The organism is Streptomyces sp. NPDC057136, from assembly GCF_042670885.1.
In the GTDB taxonomy this organism is placed as follows: domain Bacteria; phylum Actinomycetota; class Actinomycetes; order Streptomycetales; family Streptomycetaceae; genus Streptomyces.
In genome coordinates this window covers 71362-85806 of the sequence record NZ_JBHUUV010000033.1, presented here as the reverse complement: position 1 = coordinate 85806, position 14445 = coordinate 71362, and the positions used below count along the sequence as shown (strand labels likewise).

The 14445-nt window shown below is 71.0% G+C and carries 12 protein-coding genes; 2 read left to right on the top strand and 10 right to left on the bottom strand.

Annotated features, from left to right (window positions below; genetic code table 11):
• Positions 1-149: 149 nt before the first annotated feature.
• The 8 genes from pstS to mshD all read right to left on the bottom strand — a co-directional run bounded on the left by pstS (position 150) and on the right by mshD (position 8797).
• On the bottom strand, positions 150-1286 hold the full coding sequence (gene pstS / locus ACFT7S_RS30425) for a phosphate ABC transporter substrate-binding protein PstS (RefSeq protein WP_382737362.1): 1137 nt from the start codon (positions 1284-1286) through the stop codon (positions 150-152).
• Positions 1287-1555: 269 nt separating this feature from the next.
• The gene (locus ACFT7S_RS30420) at positions 1556-1975 is read right to left on the bottom strand and encodes an NUDIX hydrolase (protein WP_382737361.1); all 420 of its coding nucleotides are present in this window, start codon (positions 1973-1975) and stop codon (positions 1556-1558) included.
• On the bottom strand, positions 1972-2979 hold the full coding sequence (locus ACFT7S_RS30415) for a CHAD domain-containing protein (RefSeq protein WP_382737360.1): 1008 nt from the start codon (positions 2977-2979) through the stop codon (positions 1972-1974). Before ACFT7S_RS30415 ends, ACFT7S_RS30420 begins: the two co-directional genes overlap by 4 nt.
• The gene (locus ACFT7S_RS30410; protein WP_382737359.1) at positions 2966-5218 is read right to left on the bottom strand and encodes an RNA degradosome polyphosphate kinase; all 2253 of its coding nucleotides are present in this window, start codon (positions 5216-5218) and stop codon (positions 2966-2968) included. Before ACFT7S_RS30410 ends, ACFT7S_RS30415 begins: the two co-directional genes overlap by 14 nt.
• A gap of 276 nt (positions 5219-5494) precedes the next feature.
• Positions 5495-6472: a hypothetical protein gene (locus ACFT7S_RS30405; protein WP_382737358.1), complete on the bottom strand. Its 978-nt coding sequence runs from the start codon at positions 6470-6472 to the stop codon at positions 5495-5497.
• Positions 6469-7374, bottom strand: a complete 906-nt coding sequence (locus tag ACFT7S_RS30400; RefSeq protein WP_382737357.1) for an ATP-binding cassette domain-containing protein — start codon at positions 7372-7374, stop codon at positions 6469-6471. The genes ACFT7S_RS30405 and ACFT7S_RS30400 overlap by 4 nt, the downstream gene beginning before the upstream one ends.
• Positions 7371-7781 carry a GntR family transcriptional regulator gene (locus tag ACFT7S_RS30395; protein WP_382737356.1) on the bottom strand — a complete coding sequence of 137 codons (411 nt, stop codon included), beginning with the start codon at positions 7779-7781 and terminating at the stop codon, positions 7371-7373. The genes ACFT7S_RS30400 and ACFT7S_RS30395 overlap by 4 nt, the downstream gene beginning before the upstream one ends.
• A gap of 92 nt (positions 7782-7873) precedes the next feature.
• A complete protein-coding gene (gene mshD, locus ACFT7S_RS30390) occupies positions 7874-8797 on the bottom strand; it encodes a mycothiol synthase (protein ID WP_382737355.1) in 924 nt (307 codons plus the stop codon).
• A gap of 298 nt (positions 8798-9095) precedes the next feature.
• On the opposite strand from mshD, the gene ACFT7S_RS30385 reads away from it, so the two are divergent.
• On the top strand, positions 9096-10925 hold the full coding sequence (locus ACFT7S_RS30385) for a bifunctional metallophosphatase/5'-nucleotidase (protein WP_382737354.1): 1830 nt from the start codon (positions 9096-9098) through the stop codon (positions 10923-10925).
• A 297-nt stretch (positions 10926-11222) separates the two neighbouring features.
• Positions 11223-12116, top strand: a complete 894-nt coding sequence (locus tag ACFT7S_RS30380) for a phosphatidylinositol-specific phospholipase C (RefSeq protein WP_382737353.1) — start codon at positions 11223-11225, stop codon at positions 12114-12116.
• 156 nt (positions 12117-12272) lie between these two features.
• Here the strand turns inward: ACFT7S_RS30380 and ACFT7S_RS30375 are convergent, their stop codons facing one another.
• Entirely contained in the window at positions 12273-13694 is a 1422-nt protein-coding gene (locus tag ACFT7S_RS30375; RefSeq protein ID WP_382737352.1) for a sensor histidine kinase, read from the bottom strand.
• On the bottom strand, positions 13691-14422 hold the full coding sequence (locus tag ACFT7S_RS30370; protein ID WP_382737351.1) for a response regulator transcription factor: 732 nt from the start codon (positions 14420-14422) through the stop codon (positions 13691-13693). The genes ACFT7S_RS30375 and ACFT7S_RS30370 overlap by 4 nt, the downstream gene beginning before the upstream one ends.
• Between the last annotated feature and the right edge of the window lie 23 nt (positions 14423-14445).

Genomic DNA, 14445 nt, shown 5'->3' with positions numbered 1-14445 from the left:
TGGACGCCTTGGTGTTGCGGGTTTTGGTGGGGGAGCCCGTGGCCCCCGGGGCGGCGGTGCACGGGTTGGGTTCTGTCGGGCGGGCGGCGGGCCGGTCCGGAGGGGTGCGCCGGACCGGCCCGCCAGGTGTTGCCGGGTGTTGCCGAGTGTTACGAGAGACCGGCGACGGTCTCGCGGACCTTGGCGTTGATCTCGGTCGGGATCGGCGCGTAGCCGGCCTCGGTCAGGACCTTCTGGCCCTCGTCGGAGGCGGTGTAGGTCAGGAACGACTTGACCGTGGAGAGGGTGTCGGACTTGTTGCCGGTGTCGCAGGCGACCTCGTACGTCACCAGGACCAGCGGGTACGCACCCTCGGCCTTGGTGGTGTAGTCCAGGTCGAGCGCCAGGTCCTTGCCGGTGCCCTTGATCTTGGCGGCGGCGATGGCCTTGGACGCGTTCTCCGAGGTGGCCTTCACCGGGGCGGCGCCGCCGGTGTTGATGTCCACGGTGGTGATGGACTGCGAGGAGGCGTACGAGAGCTCGAAGTAACCGATCGAGCCGTCGACCTGCTTCACCTGGGCGGCGACACCGGCGGAGCCGGATGCGGCCTGGCCACCGGGGGCCGGCCACTTCTTCTCGGCCTCGTACTTCCAGTCACTCGGCGCCGCGGCACCGAGGTACTTGCCGAGGTTCTGGGTGGTGCCGGAGTCCTCGGAGCGGTGGAAGGCCTGGATGGCCTTGGCCGGCAGCTTGGCGCCCTCGTTGAGCTTGGCGATCGCCGGGTCGTTCCACTTCTTGATCTTGTTGTCGAAGATCTTGGCGAGCGTGGAAGCGTCCAGCGTGAGGCTGTCGACACCCTCCAGGTGGAAACCGACGGCGATGGGGCCGCCGACCATCGGGAGGTTGATGCCCTGGCCGGTCTTGCAGATCTTCTTCGACTCGGCGACCTCTTCGGGCTTCAGTGCCGAGTCGGAGCCGGCGAAGGCGACGGTGCCCTGGTTGAAGGCGATGATGCCTTCGCCGGAGGAGGAGGACTTGTAGTTGATCTCCACGCCGGAACAGGCGGCCATGTAGTTCTTGATCCACAGGTCCATGGCGTTCTTCTGCGCGCTGGAGCCGGAGGCGAGGAGCTGACCCTTGGCGCCGTCGCACTTGATGTTCGAGGCGGCGCTGGTCTTCCCACCGGTACCGCCGGTGTTGCCGCTGGTGTTGTCGTCCGAACCGCACGCCGTGAGGACCAGGGCGCCGGAGACGGCGAGGGCACCGAGCGCGGTGGCACGAAGCCGGTTCTTGCGCTGAAGCTTCACTTTCGGGTGTTCCTTCCAGGAGCCGCCGTGGTTCTTTCGTTCTACGACGGCGTGCGATGAGGAAAGGTGCTGTGGCTTGGCGCCGCGCACCGTGTACGTCCGAAATTAGGCAGAACAGGTGAAGCGGCCTACGGGGCAGGGTGAACGGAAGGTGAACCGTGTCGGACAGGCTGGTTCTGGCGCCCAGATCCTTGGCGAGGACTCCGTCCTCGAACGCCGGACGGGCCGGTTTTTGTAGTGTCACCGGGCCCCGCCTGACCCACCACCGGTCAGGCGGACCGCAGCACGGCCAGGAGGGCGTCCAGCTGGGCGTGGTCTCGGGGGCGGGTCAGGCGGGTTCGGGCTGACGACGGGGGGAGCCAGAGCAGGCGGTCGACCTCGTCGTTCGGGGCGAAGGAGCCGCCCGTCGCCTCCGCCGCCCAGTACGCGACCTCCTTCGGCCGGCCGTTCACCTCGTACCGGGACGTGGGCAGCCGGACCCCCGGCGTGCAGTGGTGGCCGGTCTCCTCCAGGACCTCGCGCAGCGCGCCCGCCAGCGCCGGCTCGCCGCGCTTCAGCTTGCCCTTGGGAAACGACCAGTCGTCGTACCGGGGCCGGTGCACCAGGCAGATCTCCAGCCCCCCGTCGTACGGCGAGAGGCGCCACAGCACGCAGCCGGCCGCCAGTACGGGGCCGGCCGGCGCGCTCATGGTCCCGTCACGGCCGCCGCGTACGGCCAGGTCTCCCGGAACACACTGCGCGCCGCCTCCACCTCGTGCCGCTGGTCGGCGTGGAGCACCCCGAGGGCGTACGCCGTCGCCGGGGCGATCCGCGGTGTCCGGGCCGCCGCCGCAGCGGCCGAGGCCGCCTCCGCAGCGTCCCGGTGCAGATCGAGCGCCTTCCCCGCACCCGCCAGGACCGGATCGGGCGTGCCCCTCACCACCTCGTCGGCGTACCGGTGCAGGCGCAGCAGCAGACGGGCCTGGTGCCAGGGCGCGTCCTGCGCCTCGTTGTACGGCTCCACCGTCTCGTCGGGCGGCAGGGCCGCCACCGCGCCGAGCAGCCGCTTCTCGGCGCGTTCCGCCGGGCCGTACAGCGTCTCGGCGGCCGGAGCCGCGGCCGAGGCGGCCAGCGGGACGTCGGAGGCGAGCAGCGCGACGGCGTCGGCGACAGCGTGGAAGCGGGAGGAGCCGAGCGCCTGGAGCGCCGCTGAGTGGGCGCGCGTCCGGGAGAGGGTCAGCTGCCGCTCCAGGAGCGCCCCGGCCCGCGCCGCACCGACGCCGAGCGCGGCGCGTTCCTTGTCGGCGGTGGCATCGGGGTCAGGGGCGGAAGTGCGGGCAGTCGGCAGCGTGGTGCCCGACAGCCCGTGCAGCGCCTCCAGCAGCCGGGTCAGCCGTGTGGCGTACGCGTGTTCGCGGGCCAGCGTGCCGGAGAGCCAGGCCAGCTCCGCACGGAGCTGGTCGGCCCAGTTCGCGTCGAGCAGCCCCCGGAACGTATGCAGGGAGCCGCCGATCCGGCGCGCCGAGCGGCGCAGCGCACCGGCCGCCTCCTCCGCGCCGCGGCTGCCGCCGTCGGTCGGCGCGCTGTGCTCGCGGTGCAGCCGCAGGCTGCGCAGGAAGTCTCCGGCCTGGTCCTGGAGGTACGGTCCGAGGACCCCTCCTGCGGAGAATTCCGCGGTCTCCCGCGTCGTCGTCTGATAATCAGGGCGTCGCACGCCGGCGCCTCCGGGCGTCAATGAGCATCTCTTGTACGTGCCGCAGCGGCTGACCGTCCCCGTCCGTGGCGTGCCGGGTCCAGTTCCCGTCGGGACCGAGGTGCCAGGAGGACGTGGTGTCGGCCATGCCTGTTTCCAGGAGCCGGCTGAGGGCCGCGCGGTGGGCGGGGTCGGTGACCCGGACCAGTGCTTCGATCCGGCGGTCGAGGTTGCGGTGCATCATGTCGGCGCTGCCGAACCAGACCTCGGGCTCGCCTCCGTTGCCGAAGGAGAAGACCCGGGAGTGTTCCAGGAAGCGGCCCAGTATCGAGCGGACCCGGATGTTCTCGGAGAGGCCGGTGACGCCGGGGCGTATCGCGCAGATGCCGCGTACCCAGATGTCCACGGGGACGCCCGCCTGCGCGGCCCGGTAGCAGGCGTCGATGATCGCTTCGTCGACCATGGAGTTGACCTTGAAGCGGACGTAGGCGGGGCGGCCGGCCCGGTGGTGGGCGGTCTCCTTGTTGATGCGGGAGACCAGCCCGTCGCGCAGGGACTTCGGGGCGACCAGCAGCCGTCGGTACGTCTCGCGGCGCGAGTAGCCGGAGAGCCGGTTGAAGAGGTCCGAGAGGTCCGCGCCGACCTGCGGGTCGGCGGTGAGCAGGCCGAGGTCCTCGTACAGCCGGGCGGTCTTGGGGTGGTAGTTGCCGGTGCCGACGTGCGAGTAGCGGCGCAGGGTGTCGCCCTCCTCGCGGACGACGAGCGACAGCTTGCAGTGGGTCTTCAGGCCGACGAGGCCGTAGACGACATGGCAGCCGGCCTCTTCCAGCTTGCGGGCCCACTTGATGTTGGCCTGTTCGTCGAAGCGGGCCTTGATCTCGACGAGGACGAGGACCTGCTTGCCGGACTCGGCGGCGTCGATCAGGGCGTCCACTATCGGGGAGTCGCCGGAGGTGCGGTACAGCGTCTGCTTGATCGCCAGGACGTCCGGGTCGCCCGCCGCCTGCTCCAGGAACGCCTGGACGGAGGTGGAGAACGAGTCGTAGGGGTGGTGCAGCAGGACGTCCCGTTCGCGCAGCGCGGCGAAGATGTCGGGCGCGGACGCGGACTCGACCTCGGCCAGGTCCCGGTGGGTGCCCGCGATGAACTTGGGGTACTTCAGCTCGGGCCGGTCCAGCGACGCGATACCGAAGAGGCCGGTGAGGTCGAGCGGTCCGGGCAGCGGGTAGAGCTCGGTCTCGGAGATCTTCAGCTCGCGTACCAGCAGGTCCAGGACGTACGGGTCGATGGACTCCTCGACCTCCAGCCGGACGGGCGGGCCGAAGCGGCGCCGCATGAGCTCCTTCTCCAGGGCCTGGAGCAGATTCTCGGTGTCGTCCTCCTCGACCTCCAGGTCCTCGTTCCTGGTGACCCGGAACATGTGGTGGGCGAGGACCTCCATGCCGGGGAAGAGCTCTTCGAGGTGGGCCGCGATGACGTCCTCGATGGGGACGTACCGCTGTGGCGACGCCTCCAGGAAGCGGGTCAGCAGCGGCGGCACCTTCACCCGGGCGAAGTGCCGGTGGCCGCTGACCGGGTTGCGTACGACGACGGCGAGGTTGAGCGAGAGTCCCGAGATGTACGGGAAGGGGTGCGCCGGGTCGACGGCCAGCGGGGTCAGTACAGGGAAGACGCGCTGCCGGAAGAAGGTGAACAGGCGGGCCTGCTCCTTCTCGGTCAGCTCGGGCCAGCGGATCAGCTGGATGCCCTCGTCGGACAGGGCGGGCGCGATGTCCTGCTGGTAGCAGGCGGCGTGCCGGGCCATGAGTTCGCGGGAGCGGGTCCAGATGAGATCGAGGACCTCGCGCGGCTGGAGCCCGGACGCGGAGCGGGTGGCGACCCCGGTGGCGATACGGCGCTTCAGACCGGCGACGCGGACCATGAAGAACTCGTCCAGGTTCGACGCGAAGATCGCGAGGAAATTAGCCCGCTCGAGGAGGGGCGTCGCCGGGTCCTCGGCCAGTTCGAGGACGCGTTCGTTGAACGCGAGCCAGCTGCGTTCCCGGTCCAGGAAGCGCCCCTGGGGCAGTTCGTCGCCGTCGCGGTCGGGTTCGTACGCGTCCGCGTCGGCGTCGAGATCGGGGTCCAGATCGGCGGCGGTGGAGAAACCGACGCCGTTGGACGTCGAGTCGGCGACGGCGCGGGGCCGGTGCGCGGCGAGTGAGCCGACCGACGGCTGGATGGGCTGGACCGGGACCTCGGAGCTGGGCTGCTGGCTCATGGACCTATTGTTCCGCGTGGACGGCTCCTGCGGCGCGTCGGAGCCGGGAAAGATCGCGGAAGGCCCGGCGGACCCACGAGGTCTGCCGTTGCGGGGGGCGGGCACAGCTGGCTGCATCCCGTGAGGGTCGCAAGCGCGTCTGAATGGCCGGTAACGGCGACATGACATGCAGGCTGCGGTGTGCGGGCCCGGCGGGGCGCCGCCGGGCCACCGTACGCCCCGCCCCGCCCGGGCTCCCCCCTCGGAGTCCGGACAGGGACGGGCGGGCGGCCCGGATCAGCTGTGCAGGCGGCGCAGCACCCGGAAGGCGAGCGCGACGGCGATCGCGGCGAGGGCGAGCAGGATGCCGGTCTCGACGAGCTGGAGCGGCCAGAAGTGCGACACGGGGTGGTAGTCGATGTACCGGGACGTGACGTCGTGGTCGGCCAGGCACTCCTTGAGGTCGTTGGCCGGGTCCCAGCAGAGGTCGGGTGGCAGCCGTGTCCCGCTGGTGGTCAGCCAGCCGTTTTCGACGACGAGGGCGTCGTTGGGGAACCCGTTGAACTCCTTGAGGGCGACGCTCTGCGTACGGACGGGCCAGAGACTGCTGCGTACGGTGCTCAGGGCCAGGACCACCAGGCCCGTGGCGAGCACGGTCACCGACATGGCGACGACGGTGCGTCGCACCAGCAGCCCGGCGAGTGCGCCGAGAGCGAGCCCGAGCAGGGCGTATGCAACGGGTACGGTGCCGAACGCGCCGTACACGAAGCGGTCGTACCAGGGGGTCTCCCCGTAATAGCTGCCCTCCTGCTGCCACCGGAACCACGCGTAGGCGGCGGTCAGCACGGAGGTGGCGGCCAGCGTCAGCACGGCGGGCACGGCGAGTTTGGCGGCCAGCCAGCGCGCGGGCGAAACGGACTGGGTCCACGCCAGTTTGTAGGTGCCGCTCTCCAGCTCACGGGCGATCAGCGGGCCGGCCACGAAGGCCCCTACGAGCGCGGGCAGGACGATCGTCAGGCCCCCGGCCCAGGCCAGGGCGTTTTGGAGCCACATCTGATTGTCGATGAAGTCGCGGACCGTCTGGTCGCACCCCGGCACCCGCTTCTCGGTCGAGCAGTCCGTCGCGTCGAAGGTGTCAGCGATATGACCGGTCCACAGCAGGACACCGACCAGGGCGGCGATCACCAGCACCGGGAGAAGGCTCACGGCCTGCAGGGCTCGCCGGTGCTGGCGTACGACGACGCGGGCGGGCCCGCTCGGGATGAGGGTCCTCATGCGGACGCCACCGCCTCTCGGGTCTCGTGGTGCGCGCTCGGTGTGAGGAGTGCCGGGGCGTCCGGCGAGCGGAGGTGGGCGAGGAGCAGTTCCTCCAGCGAGGGTTCGGTGACGTCCCAGGCGGTGGCGTCCACGGGACCCTCCTTCCGTACGAGTGCGGTGAGCTGACGGCCCGTCGTGCGGGACTCGACGACCGTGTGCGGGGCGAGGTCCCGGGTCTGTCCGGTCAGGACGGCGTGCGCGGCGACGATGTCGTCGGTCTCGCCGCCGAGCCGGACGCGTCCGCCGTCGACCAGCAGGACGTAGTCGCAGACGCCCTCCAGTTCGGTGAGGATGTGCGAGGACATCACGATGGTGGTGGCGTGCTCGGCGGCCTCCGCCATCAGGACGCCCATCAGCTGGTGGCGGGCGAGCGGGTCGAGGTCGGCCATCGGCTCGTCCAGCAGCATCAGCGCCGGCCGCTTGCCCAGCGCCAGTGCGAGGGCGAGCCGGGTGCGCTGGCCGCCGGAGAGCGTACGGACCTTCGCGTCCTGCGGGAGGGACGAGGCGACCCGGTCGGCCGTGGCCCGGTCCCAGCTCGCCGGGTTGAGCTCCTGGCCCGCCCAGAGCGTGTCGGCCACGGTGAGCTGCGGGTACAGGGGCTTGTCCTGGGACACGTACGCGATGCGGTCACGCGTGCCGCCCGGTGTGCCGGAGCCGAGGACCCGGACCGATCCCTCGGTCGGCCGGAGCAGGCCGGCCGTCAGCGCGAGCAGGGTGGACTTCCCCGCGCCGTTGGGTCCGACGAGGGCGCAGACCCGTCCGGCGGGCAGCCGGAACGAACAGTCGCGCAGCGCCCACCCGCCCGCCCCGCGGCCGTACTTCATACCGAGGCCGTACGCCTCGATCGCGGAGCCTGTCATTGGTCCTTGTCCCCCTTGAACGTGCTGTCCAGTACGGCGGTGAAGAGCGCACTCACGTCGTCCTTCTCCAGTCCTGCGGTGCGGGCCCGGAGGACCCAGTCGGCGAGCTCGGAGCGCAGCGGCGCGTCGGTGGCGGTCGCCGCGCTGCCGAGCGTGCGCCGGACGAAGGTGCCGAGCCCGCGGCGTGCCTCGACGAGGCCCTCGCGCTCCAGTTCGCGGTAGGCCTTGAGCACGGTGTTGGGATTGATGGCCGTGGCCTCGACGACCTCGCGTGCGGTGGGCAGCCGGTCGCCCGGTTCCAGCACGCCCAGGCGCAGGGCCTGTTTGGTCTGCTGGACGATCTGGAGGTACGTGGCGATGCCGCTGCGCCGGTCGATGCGGAACTCGACCGCTGCGGACTCTGCCATGTTCACCACCCTTTCACTAATTGAGTAGTGAAAGGGTGGCGTAAAGAAGGGGCGGCGTCAAGAGGCGCCGCCCCCGGGGGAGTTGTCGCAGCTCAGGACTCCGTGCGGTACATCAGGTCCACCTCGTGCGTCACGAAGCCCATTCGCTCGTACACCTTCAGGGCGGACGCGTTGTCCGCGTCGACGTACAGCATCGCCGTCGGCAGGGCCTGGGCCGCCAGGTGGCGCAGGCCGATCGCGGTCAGCGCCTTGCCGAGGCCGCCGCCCTGCGCGTCGGGGCGGATGCCGACCACGTACACCTCGCCGATCTGCTCCTCGGCGTGCACTTTCGTCCAGTGGAAGCCGATGAGCTCGCCGTCGCGTTCGGCGAGGAAGAAGCCCTTCGGGTCGAACCAGGGCTCGGCCTTGCGGTCGTCCAGGTCCCGCTGGGTCAGTGAGCCCTGCTCGGGGTGGTGGGCGAAGGCGGCACGGTTGACGTCGAGCCAGGCCGCGTCGTCCTCGCCGGGGACGAACGTACGGATGGTGACGCCCGGCGGCAGCACCGGCTCGGGGACGGCGGACCCGGCCAAGGGGCGCCGGAGCTGGCGCAGTTCGCGGAAGAGGGAGAGGCCGAGTACCTGGGCCAGATGCCGGGCGGCGGACTTGCCGCCGTGCGCCCAGACCCGCAGCCGCTTACCCGTCGAGGCGAGGAGTGCGGCGCCGAGCGCGCGCCCGTGTCCGTGGCCGCGGTGGGAGGGGTGCACGACGAGCTCGGCGGCCGGCGCCTCGACGGGGTCGGTGTCCTCCAGCTGCGCGTACCCGGCGAGGACGCCGTCGACGATGAGCAGGAAGTGCCGTACGCCTTCGCGGTGCCCGCCCCTGAGCTGCAGACGCCCCTGCTCGGAGACCGCCTGCCTGCCGTCGGTCCGGGTGGCCTCGTCGAGCAGGCCGAGGACCGCGTCGGACTGGTCGGGGGTGAGCGCGTCGAGGGTCTGAATCTCGCGTCCGGGGGAGGGGAGGGGTACGTCTGTCGTCATGTGTACGAGCGTACGGCGGGCGGGGTGGCGGAGGCGGGGGTGCGGCGCGGGTCGGCACGTGCCCGGGCGTCGCCCGGGACGTACCGGCTGGTGGGGCATCTGTATGCCGTGACGTTTCTGCCCGGCTCTGTGCGCCAAAGGAGGGATGTGCGGTAGGCAGTCCCCGTACCGACCGGGAAGCAACCCGGTCGTAACCCGAAAACCCTGTCGCGCTACGCGCGTTGACCCTAGGCTGCGTCCGGAAGTCTTCACCTTTTCCACATCTCCCAAACTCTCCCGCTGAACTCAAAGGGGACCGATGTCAGCGCCTTCGCAGAAGACGACTTCGCAGAAGAACCGGGCGTCCCGGCGGGTGCTCGCCGCCGCGGCCGGTCTTGCCACCGTCGGCGCACTCGTCGCCGCGATTCCGGCCGGTGCCGATGACCGCGGCGCCGACCGCCACGCGTCCGGGCGCACCGTCGACGTGCAGCTGCTGTCCTTCAACGACCTGCACGGCAACCTGGAGCCGCCCGCCGGTTCGGCCGGCTCGGTCACCGAGAAGCAGGCCGACGGCACGACGAAGGCCGTCCCGGCCGGTGGCGTGGAGTACCTGGCGACCTCGCTGCGCACCGCGCGCGAGGGCAACCCGTACTCCGTCACCGCGGCCGGCGGCGACATGGTCGGCGCGAGCCCGCTGCTGTCCGGTCTCTTCCACGACGAGCCCACCATCGAGGCGCTCAACGGGCTCGACCTCGATGTGACGGCGGTCGGCAACCACGAGTTCGACGAGGGCGCCACCGAGCTGGGCCGCCTCCAGAACGGCGGCTGCCACCCGGTCGAGGGCTGCTACGAGCCCGGCAAGACCTTCGAGGGCGCCGACTTCCCGTACCTCGCGGCCAACGTGACGAACGAGAAGACCGGCAAGCCGATCCTCAAGCCGTACACGGTCTGGAAGAAGAACGGCGTCAAGATCGGCTTCATCGGAGTGACCCTGGAGGGCACCCCGAACATCGTCACGGCCAACGGCGTCAAGGGCCTGAAGTTCCACGACGAGATCGAGACGGTCAACAAGTACGCCAAGGAGCTGGACCGCCAGGGCGTCAAGTCCATCGTCGCGCTGATCCACGAGGGCGGCGCCCCGGCCTCCACCGCGTACAACTACGACTGCGACAGCCCCGGCGCCGGTGACGGCATCTCCGGGCCGATCGTCGACATCGCCAAGGGCATCACGCCGAAGGTCGACGCCCTGGTCACGGGCCACACCCACCAGGCGTACGTCTGCACCGTCCCGGACCCGTCGGGCAAGCCGCGCATGGTCACCTCGGCCTCGTCGTACGGCAAGATCTACACGGACACGACCCTCACGTACGACCGCCGCACCAAGGACATCGTCCGTACGTCGGTGAAGTCGGTGACGTCGGCGAATCACGTCGTCCGCCGGGACCAGGCCAAGGCCACCGACATGACGGCCCTGATCGCCCGCTGGAACACCCTCGCGGCGCCGATCGCCAACCGGCCGCAGGGCTTCATCTCCGCCGACATCAACGGGCGCGGCTCCACCGCCCCCGAGAAGCCGCTCGGCAACCTGATCGCGGACGCCCAGCTGGAGGGCCTGGCCCCGGCGGACAAGGGCGGTGCGCAGGTCGCCTTCATGAACCCGGGCGGTATCCGCTCCGACCTCGTCCACACCGCGTCCGGCAGTGAGGGCGACGGCGTGGTGACGTACGGCGAGGCGTTCACCGTCCAGCCGTTCACCAACATGATGAACGTCGTCGACCTGACCGGTGCGCAGCTGGTCACCGCGCTCCAGCAGCAGGTCAGCGGCTCCAACGAGGCATCCCCGAAGATCCTCCAGGTCTCCAAGGGCCTCACGTACACCCTGGACATGACGAAGTCGGGCGCGGAGCGCGTGGTCGCCGACAGCATCAAGCTGAACGGCGCGGCCATCGACCCGGCCGCCTCCTACCGCGTCGCGATGAACGAGTTCCTCGCGGGCGGCGGTGACGGCTTCGCGGCACTCGGCCAGGGCACGAACAAGCTGGTCGGCGCCTCCGACCTTGACCTGTTCAACGCCTATCTGGCGGCGCACTCCACGGCCGCCGCGCCGCTGGCCCCGCCGGCCACGGACCGGATCACGGTCATCAAGTAATCAGCGATACGTGCAGGTGAGCGGGGCGGAGGGCCGACGGGCCCGCCGCCCCGCTCTTGCCTCCTGGGTGAGGGAGGCATCTCCTTCTCGCGTCCCGGCCGCCGGCGCAGAGTGCTGCCGGCCGATGTGCTCGCCCACGAGGAGGAGCGCCGTCGCCTGCTCCATTCCGCCGGGCGGCGTGCGATCGATCCGGTGGGGGCGGGTGGGCGGGGTGGAGAGCCCGTCGGTCCTGTTCCGGTATTGAGGTGTACCCGTCATACTCCCAGCCTGACCCCACGGCAGACGGAGACGCCCCTCATGAGCCCGTACACCGCCACCCGCCGGAGCTTCCTCACCGGCGCCCTCGCCGCCACCGCCACCGTCGTCATCGGTGGTGCGCCGGCCACCGGGGCCTCCCGCCGAGTCCTCGGTACGCAGGACTGGATGGGTGCCATCCCCGACGCCACTGCGCTCCAGCGGCTCACCATCCCGGGCTCGCACGATTCCGGGGCGCGGTACGGCGGACCGTGGGCTGAGTGCCAGAACACCACGATCACGCAGCAGTTGGACAGCGGCATCCGCTTCCTCGACGTACGCTGCCGGATCACCGGCGACTCGTTCGCGATCCATCACGGAGCCGCTTTCCAGAACATGATGTTCGGTGACGTCCTGATCGCCTGCCGGGACTTCCTGGCCGCACGGCCCTCCGAGACGGTGCTGATGCGGGTCAAGCAGGAGTACTCGCAGGAGAGCGACGCCGCGTTCCGGGGCGTCTTCGACCGGTACCTCGACGCCAAGGGCTGGCGGTCGCTGTTCCGGCTGGACTCCACGCTGCCCACGCTGGGCGGGGCCCGCGGCAAGGTGGTGCTCCTCGCGGACAACGGAGGGCTGCCCGGCGTCCGGTACGCCGACCCGGCGGTCTTCGACATCCAGGACGACTACATGGCGGAGCCGTTCGCGAAGTACCCGCAGATCGAGGCCCAGTTCCGCAAGGCGGCCCAGCAGCCCGGCAAGCTCTTCATGAACTACGTGAGCACCTCCGCCCTGATGCCGCCCCGCTGGAACGCGGACCGGCTCAACCCGCAGGTGCACTCCTTCCTCGACGGGTCGGGGACGGCGGGCTGGACCGGTCTCGGCATCGTCCCGCTGGACTATCCGGCGACCCGCTCGGGCCTCGTCGAGTCGCTGATCCGGCACAACCCGTCGGGCTGAGACGCGCGCCCGGCCGGCACGGCCGGACGAGATCGCGCGCCTGCTGTGCGGTATTGCGCCACATCTCCCGCTGGAGTTGATCCTCCGGATCCGAGCATCTGTGGGCTCCCGCGGGCCCTCCCTCCGCCCCCAGGGGGCGTGCACCTCCGGCAGTGCTCACAACCCCGGCGGCGGCTGCGGGGCCCCCGGCAGGCGGATCGAGGCCACCGTGCCCCCGCCGCCGGGAGCCGGGCGCAGCGTGATCTCGCCGCCCGCCTGCTGGACCGTGCGCGCCACGATGGAGAGGCCGAGGCCGGAGCCGGGGAGCTGGCGGGCCGAAGGGGAGCGCCAGAAGCGCTCGAAGACGTGCGGGAGCTCTTCGGCGGGGATGCCGGGGCCGTGGTCCCGGACGGTCAGCTCGCCCCGGTGCAGGGTGACGTCGACGGTGCCGCCCGGAGGGCTGAACTTCACCGCGTTGTCGAGGACGTTGACGACCGCCCGCTCCAGCGCGGCCGGTTCCGCCCGTACGTACCAGGGGGCCAGCTCCTCCGTGATCGTCAGCTCGGGTCCGCGCAGGCGGGCCCGTTGCAGGGCGGTACGGGTGATGTCGTGCAGCGCGACCACCTGGAGGGGGCCGGGCTGGGCGGCATCGGGGCGGGCCAGTTCCTGGAGGTCACCGATGAGGGAGGCCAGCTCGGTCATCTGCGCCTTGACCGAGGTCATCAGGGCCCGGCGGTCGTCGGGCGGGATGGCCCGGCCGGTCTCGTCGCTGCGGGCGAGCAGTTCGACGTTGGTCCGCAGAGAGGTCAGCGGGGTGCGCAGTTCGTGGCCTGCGTCCGCGATGAGCTGCGACTGGCGGTCGCGGGAGGTGGCCAGCGAGGCGGCCATGGAGTTGAAGGAGCGGGACAGGCGTGCGATCTCGTCCTCGCCCTCGATGGGGATGCGGACGGTGAGGTCCTCGGTACGGGCGACGTGCTCCACGGCCTCGGTGAGCTCGTCGACCGGGCGCAGACCGGAGCGGGCGACCCAGAGGCCGGCGGCGCCTGCACCGACTACGCCGATGCCGGAGACGAGCAGGAGGACCCAGGCCAGGGTGGAGAGCGGGTCGTCGATCTCGCTGATCGGGCGGGCGATGGAGACGGCGATCTGGCTGGTCCGCTCGCCGGGCTGCGAGGGCTGTAGTTGGTAGGTGTAGACGCGCATCTGCTCGCCGTTCGCCGCGGTCGACGAGTGCAGGGCGTCGCGCTGCTGTCCCTGGGCCACCGCGATGTCGGAATCGCCCACCGGCAGTTTCGACGTCTTGGGAGCGATGCACACCGTGCCCTGGGAGTCGATGAGCTGCACGGTGTACGCGCCGGGGAACGGCGGGGGCGGAATCAGGGTGGCGCCCTTGCAGTACGCGTACAGGTCGGTCAGGTACGTCTGGGCGACCTTGGAGCTGCGCAGCGAGTCGTTGAGCTGCCGTTCCAGCTGCGCCTTCGTCACGAACCAGCAGGCCGCCGCCACCGCGGCGACCGCCACCGCCACCGCCGTGGCGACCAGCAGGGCCAGGCGGGAGCGGAGCGGGAGGCCGCGGAACCGGCGTACGAGACCCGTCACCCCTCCCCACCCCCCGACCGCAGCGCGTACCCCACGCCCCGGACCGTGTGGACGAGACGGGGTTCGCCGCCCGCTTCCGTCTTGCGGCGCAGGTACATCACGTACACGTCCAGGGAGTTGGAGCTCGGTTCGAAGTCGAAGCCCCAGACCGCCTTGAGGATCTGCTCGCGGGTCAGTACCTGCCGCGGGTGAGCCAGGAACATCTCCAGGAGCGTGAACTCGGTGCGGGTCAGCTCGACGCGGCGGGTGCCGCGGGTGACCTCGCGGGTGATCAGATCCATCCGCAGGTCGGCGAAGGACAGCACGTCGTTGTCGGGGACGTCGCCGCCCGCCGCCGCCGCGTACGAGCTGCGGCGCAGCAGGGCGCGGATGCGGGCGAACAGCTCGTCCAGCTCGAAGGGCTTGACCAGGTAGTCGTCGGCGCCCGCGTCGAGGCCGGTGACCCGGTCCCCGACGGTGTCGCGGGCGGTGAGCATCAGGATGGGCGTGGTGGTGCCGGTGGACCGGATGCGGCGGGCGGCGGTGAGGCCGTCCATGCGCGGCATCTGGATGTCCAGGACGATCAGGTCGGGGGCGTACGACTCCGCCTTGGCGAGGGCGTCGTACCCGTCGACGGCGACCTCGGTGCCGTATCCCTCGAACGCGAGACTGCGCTGCAGGGCCTCGCGCACGGCGGGCTCGTCGTCGACGATCAGGATGCGCTGCGGATCGTCTTCGGCGGGGCTCATCGCTGGTCGTCCTCTTCTCGTTC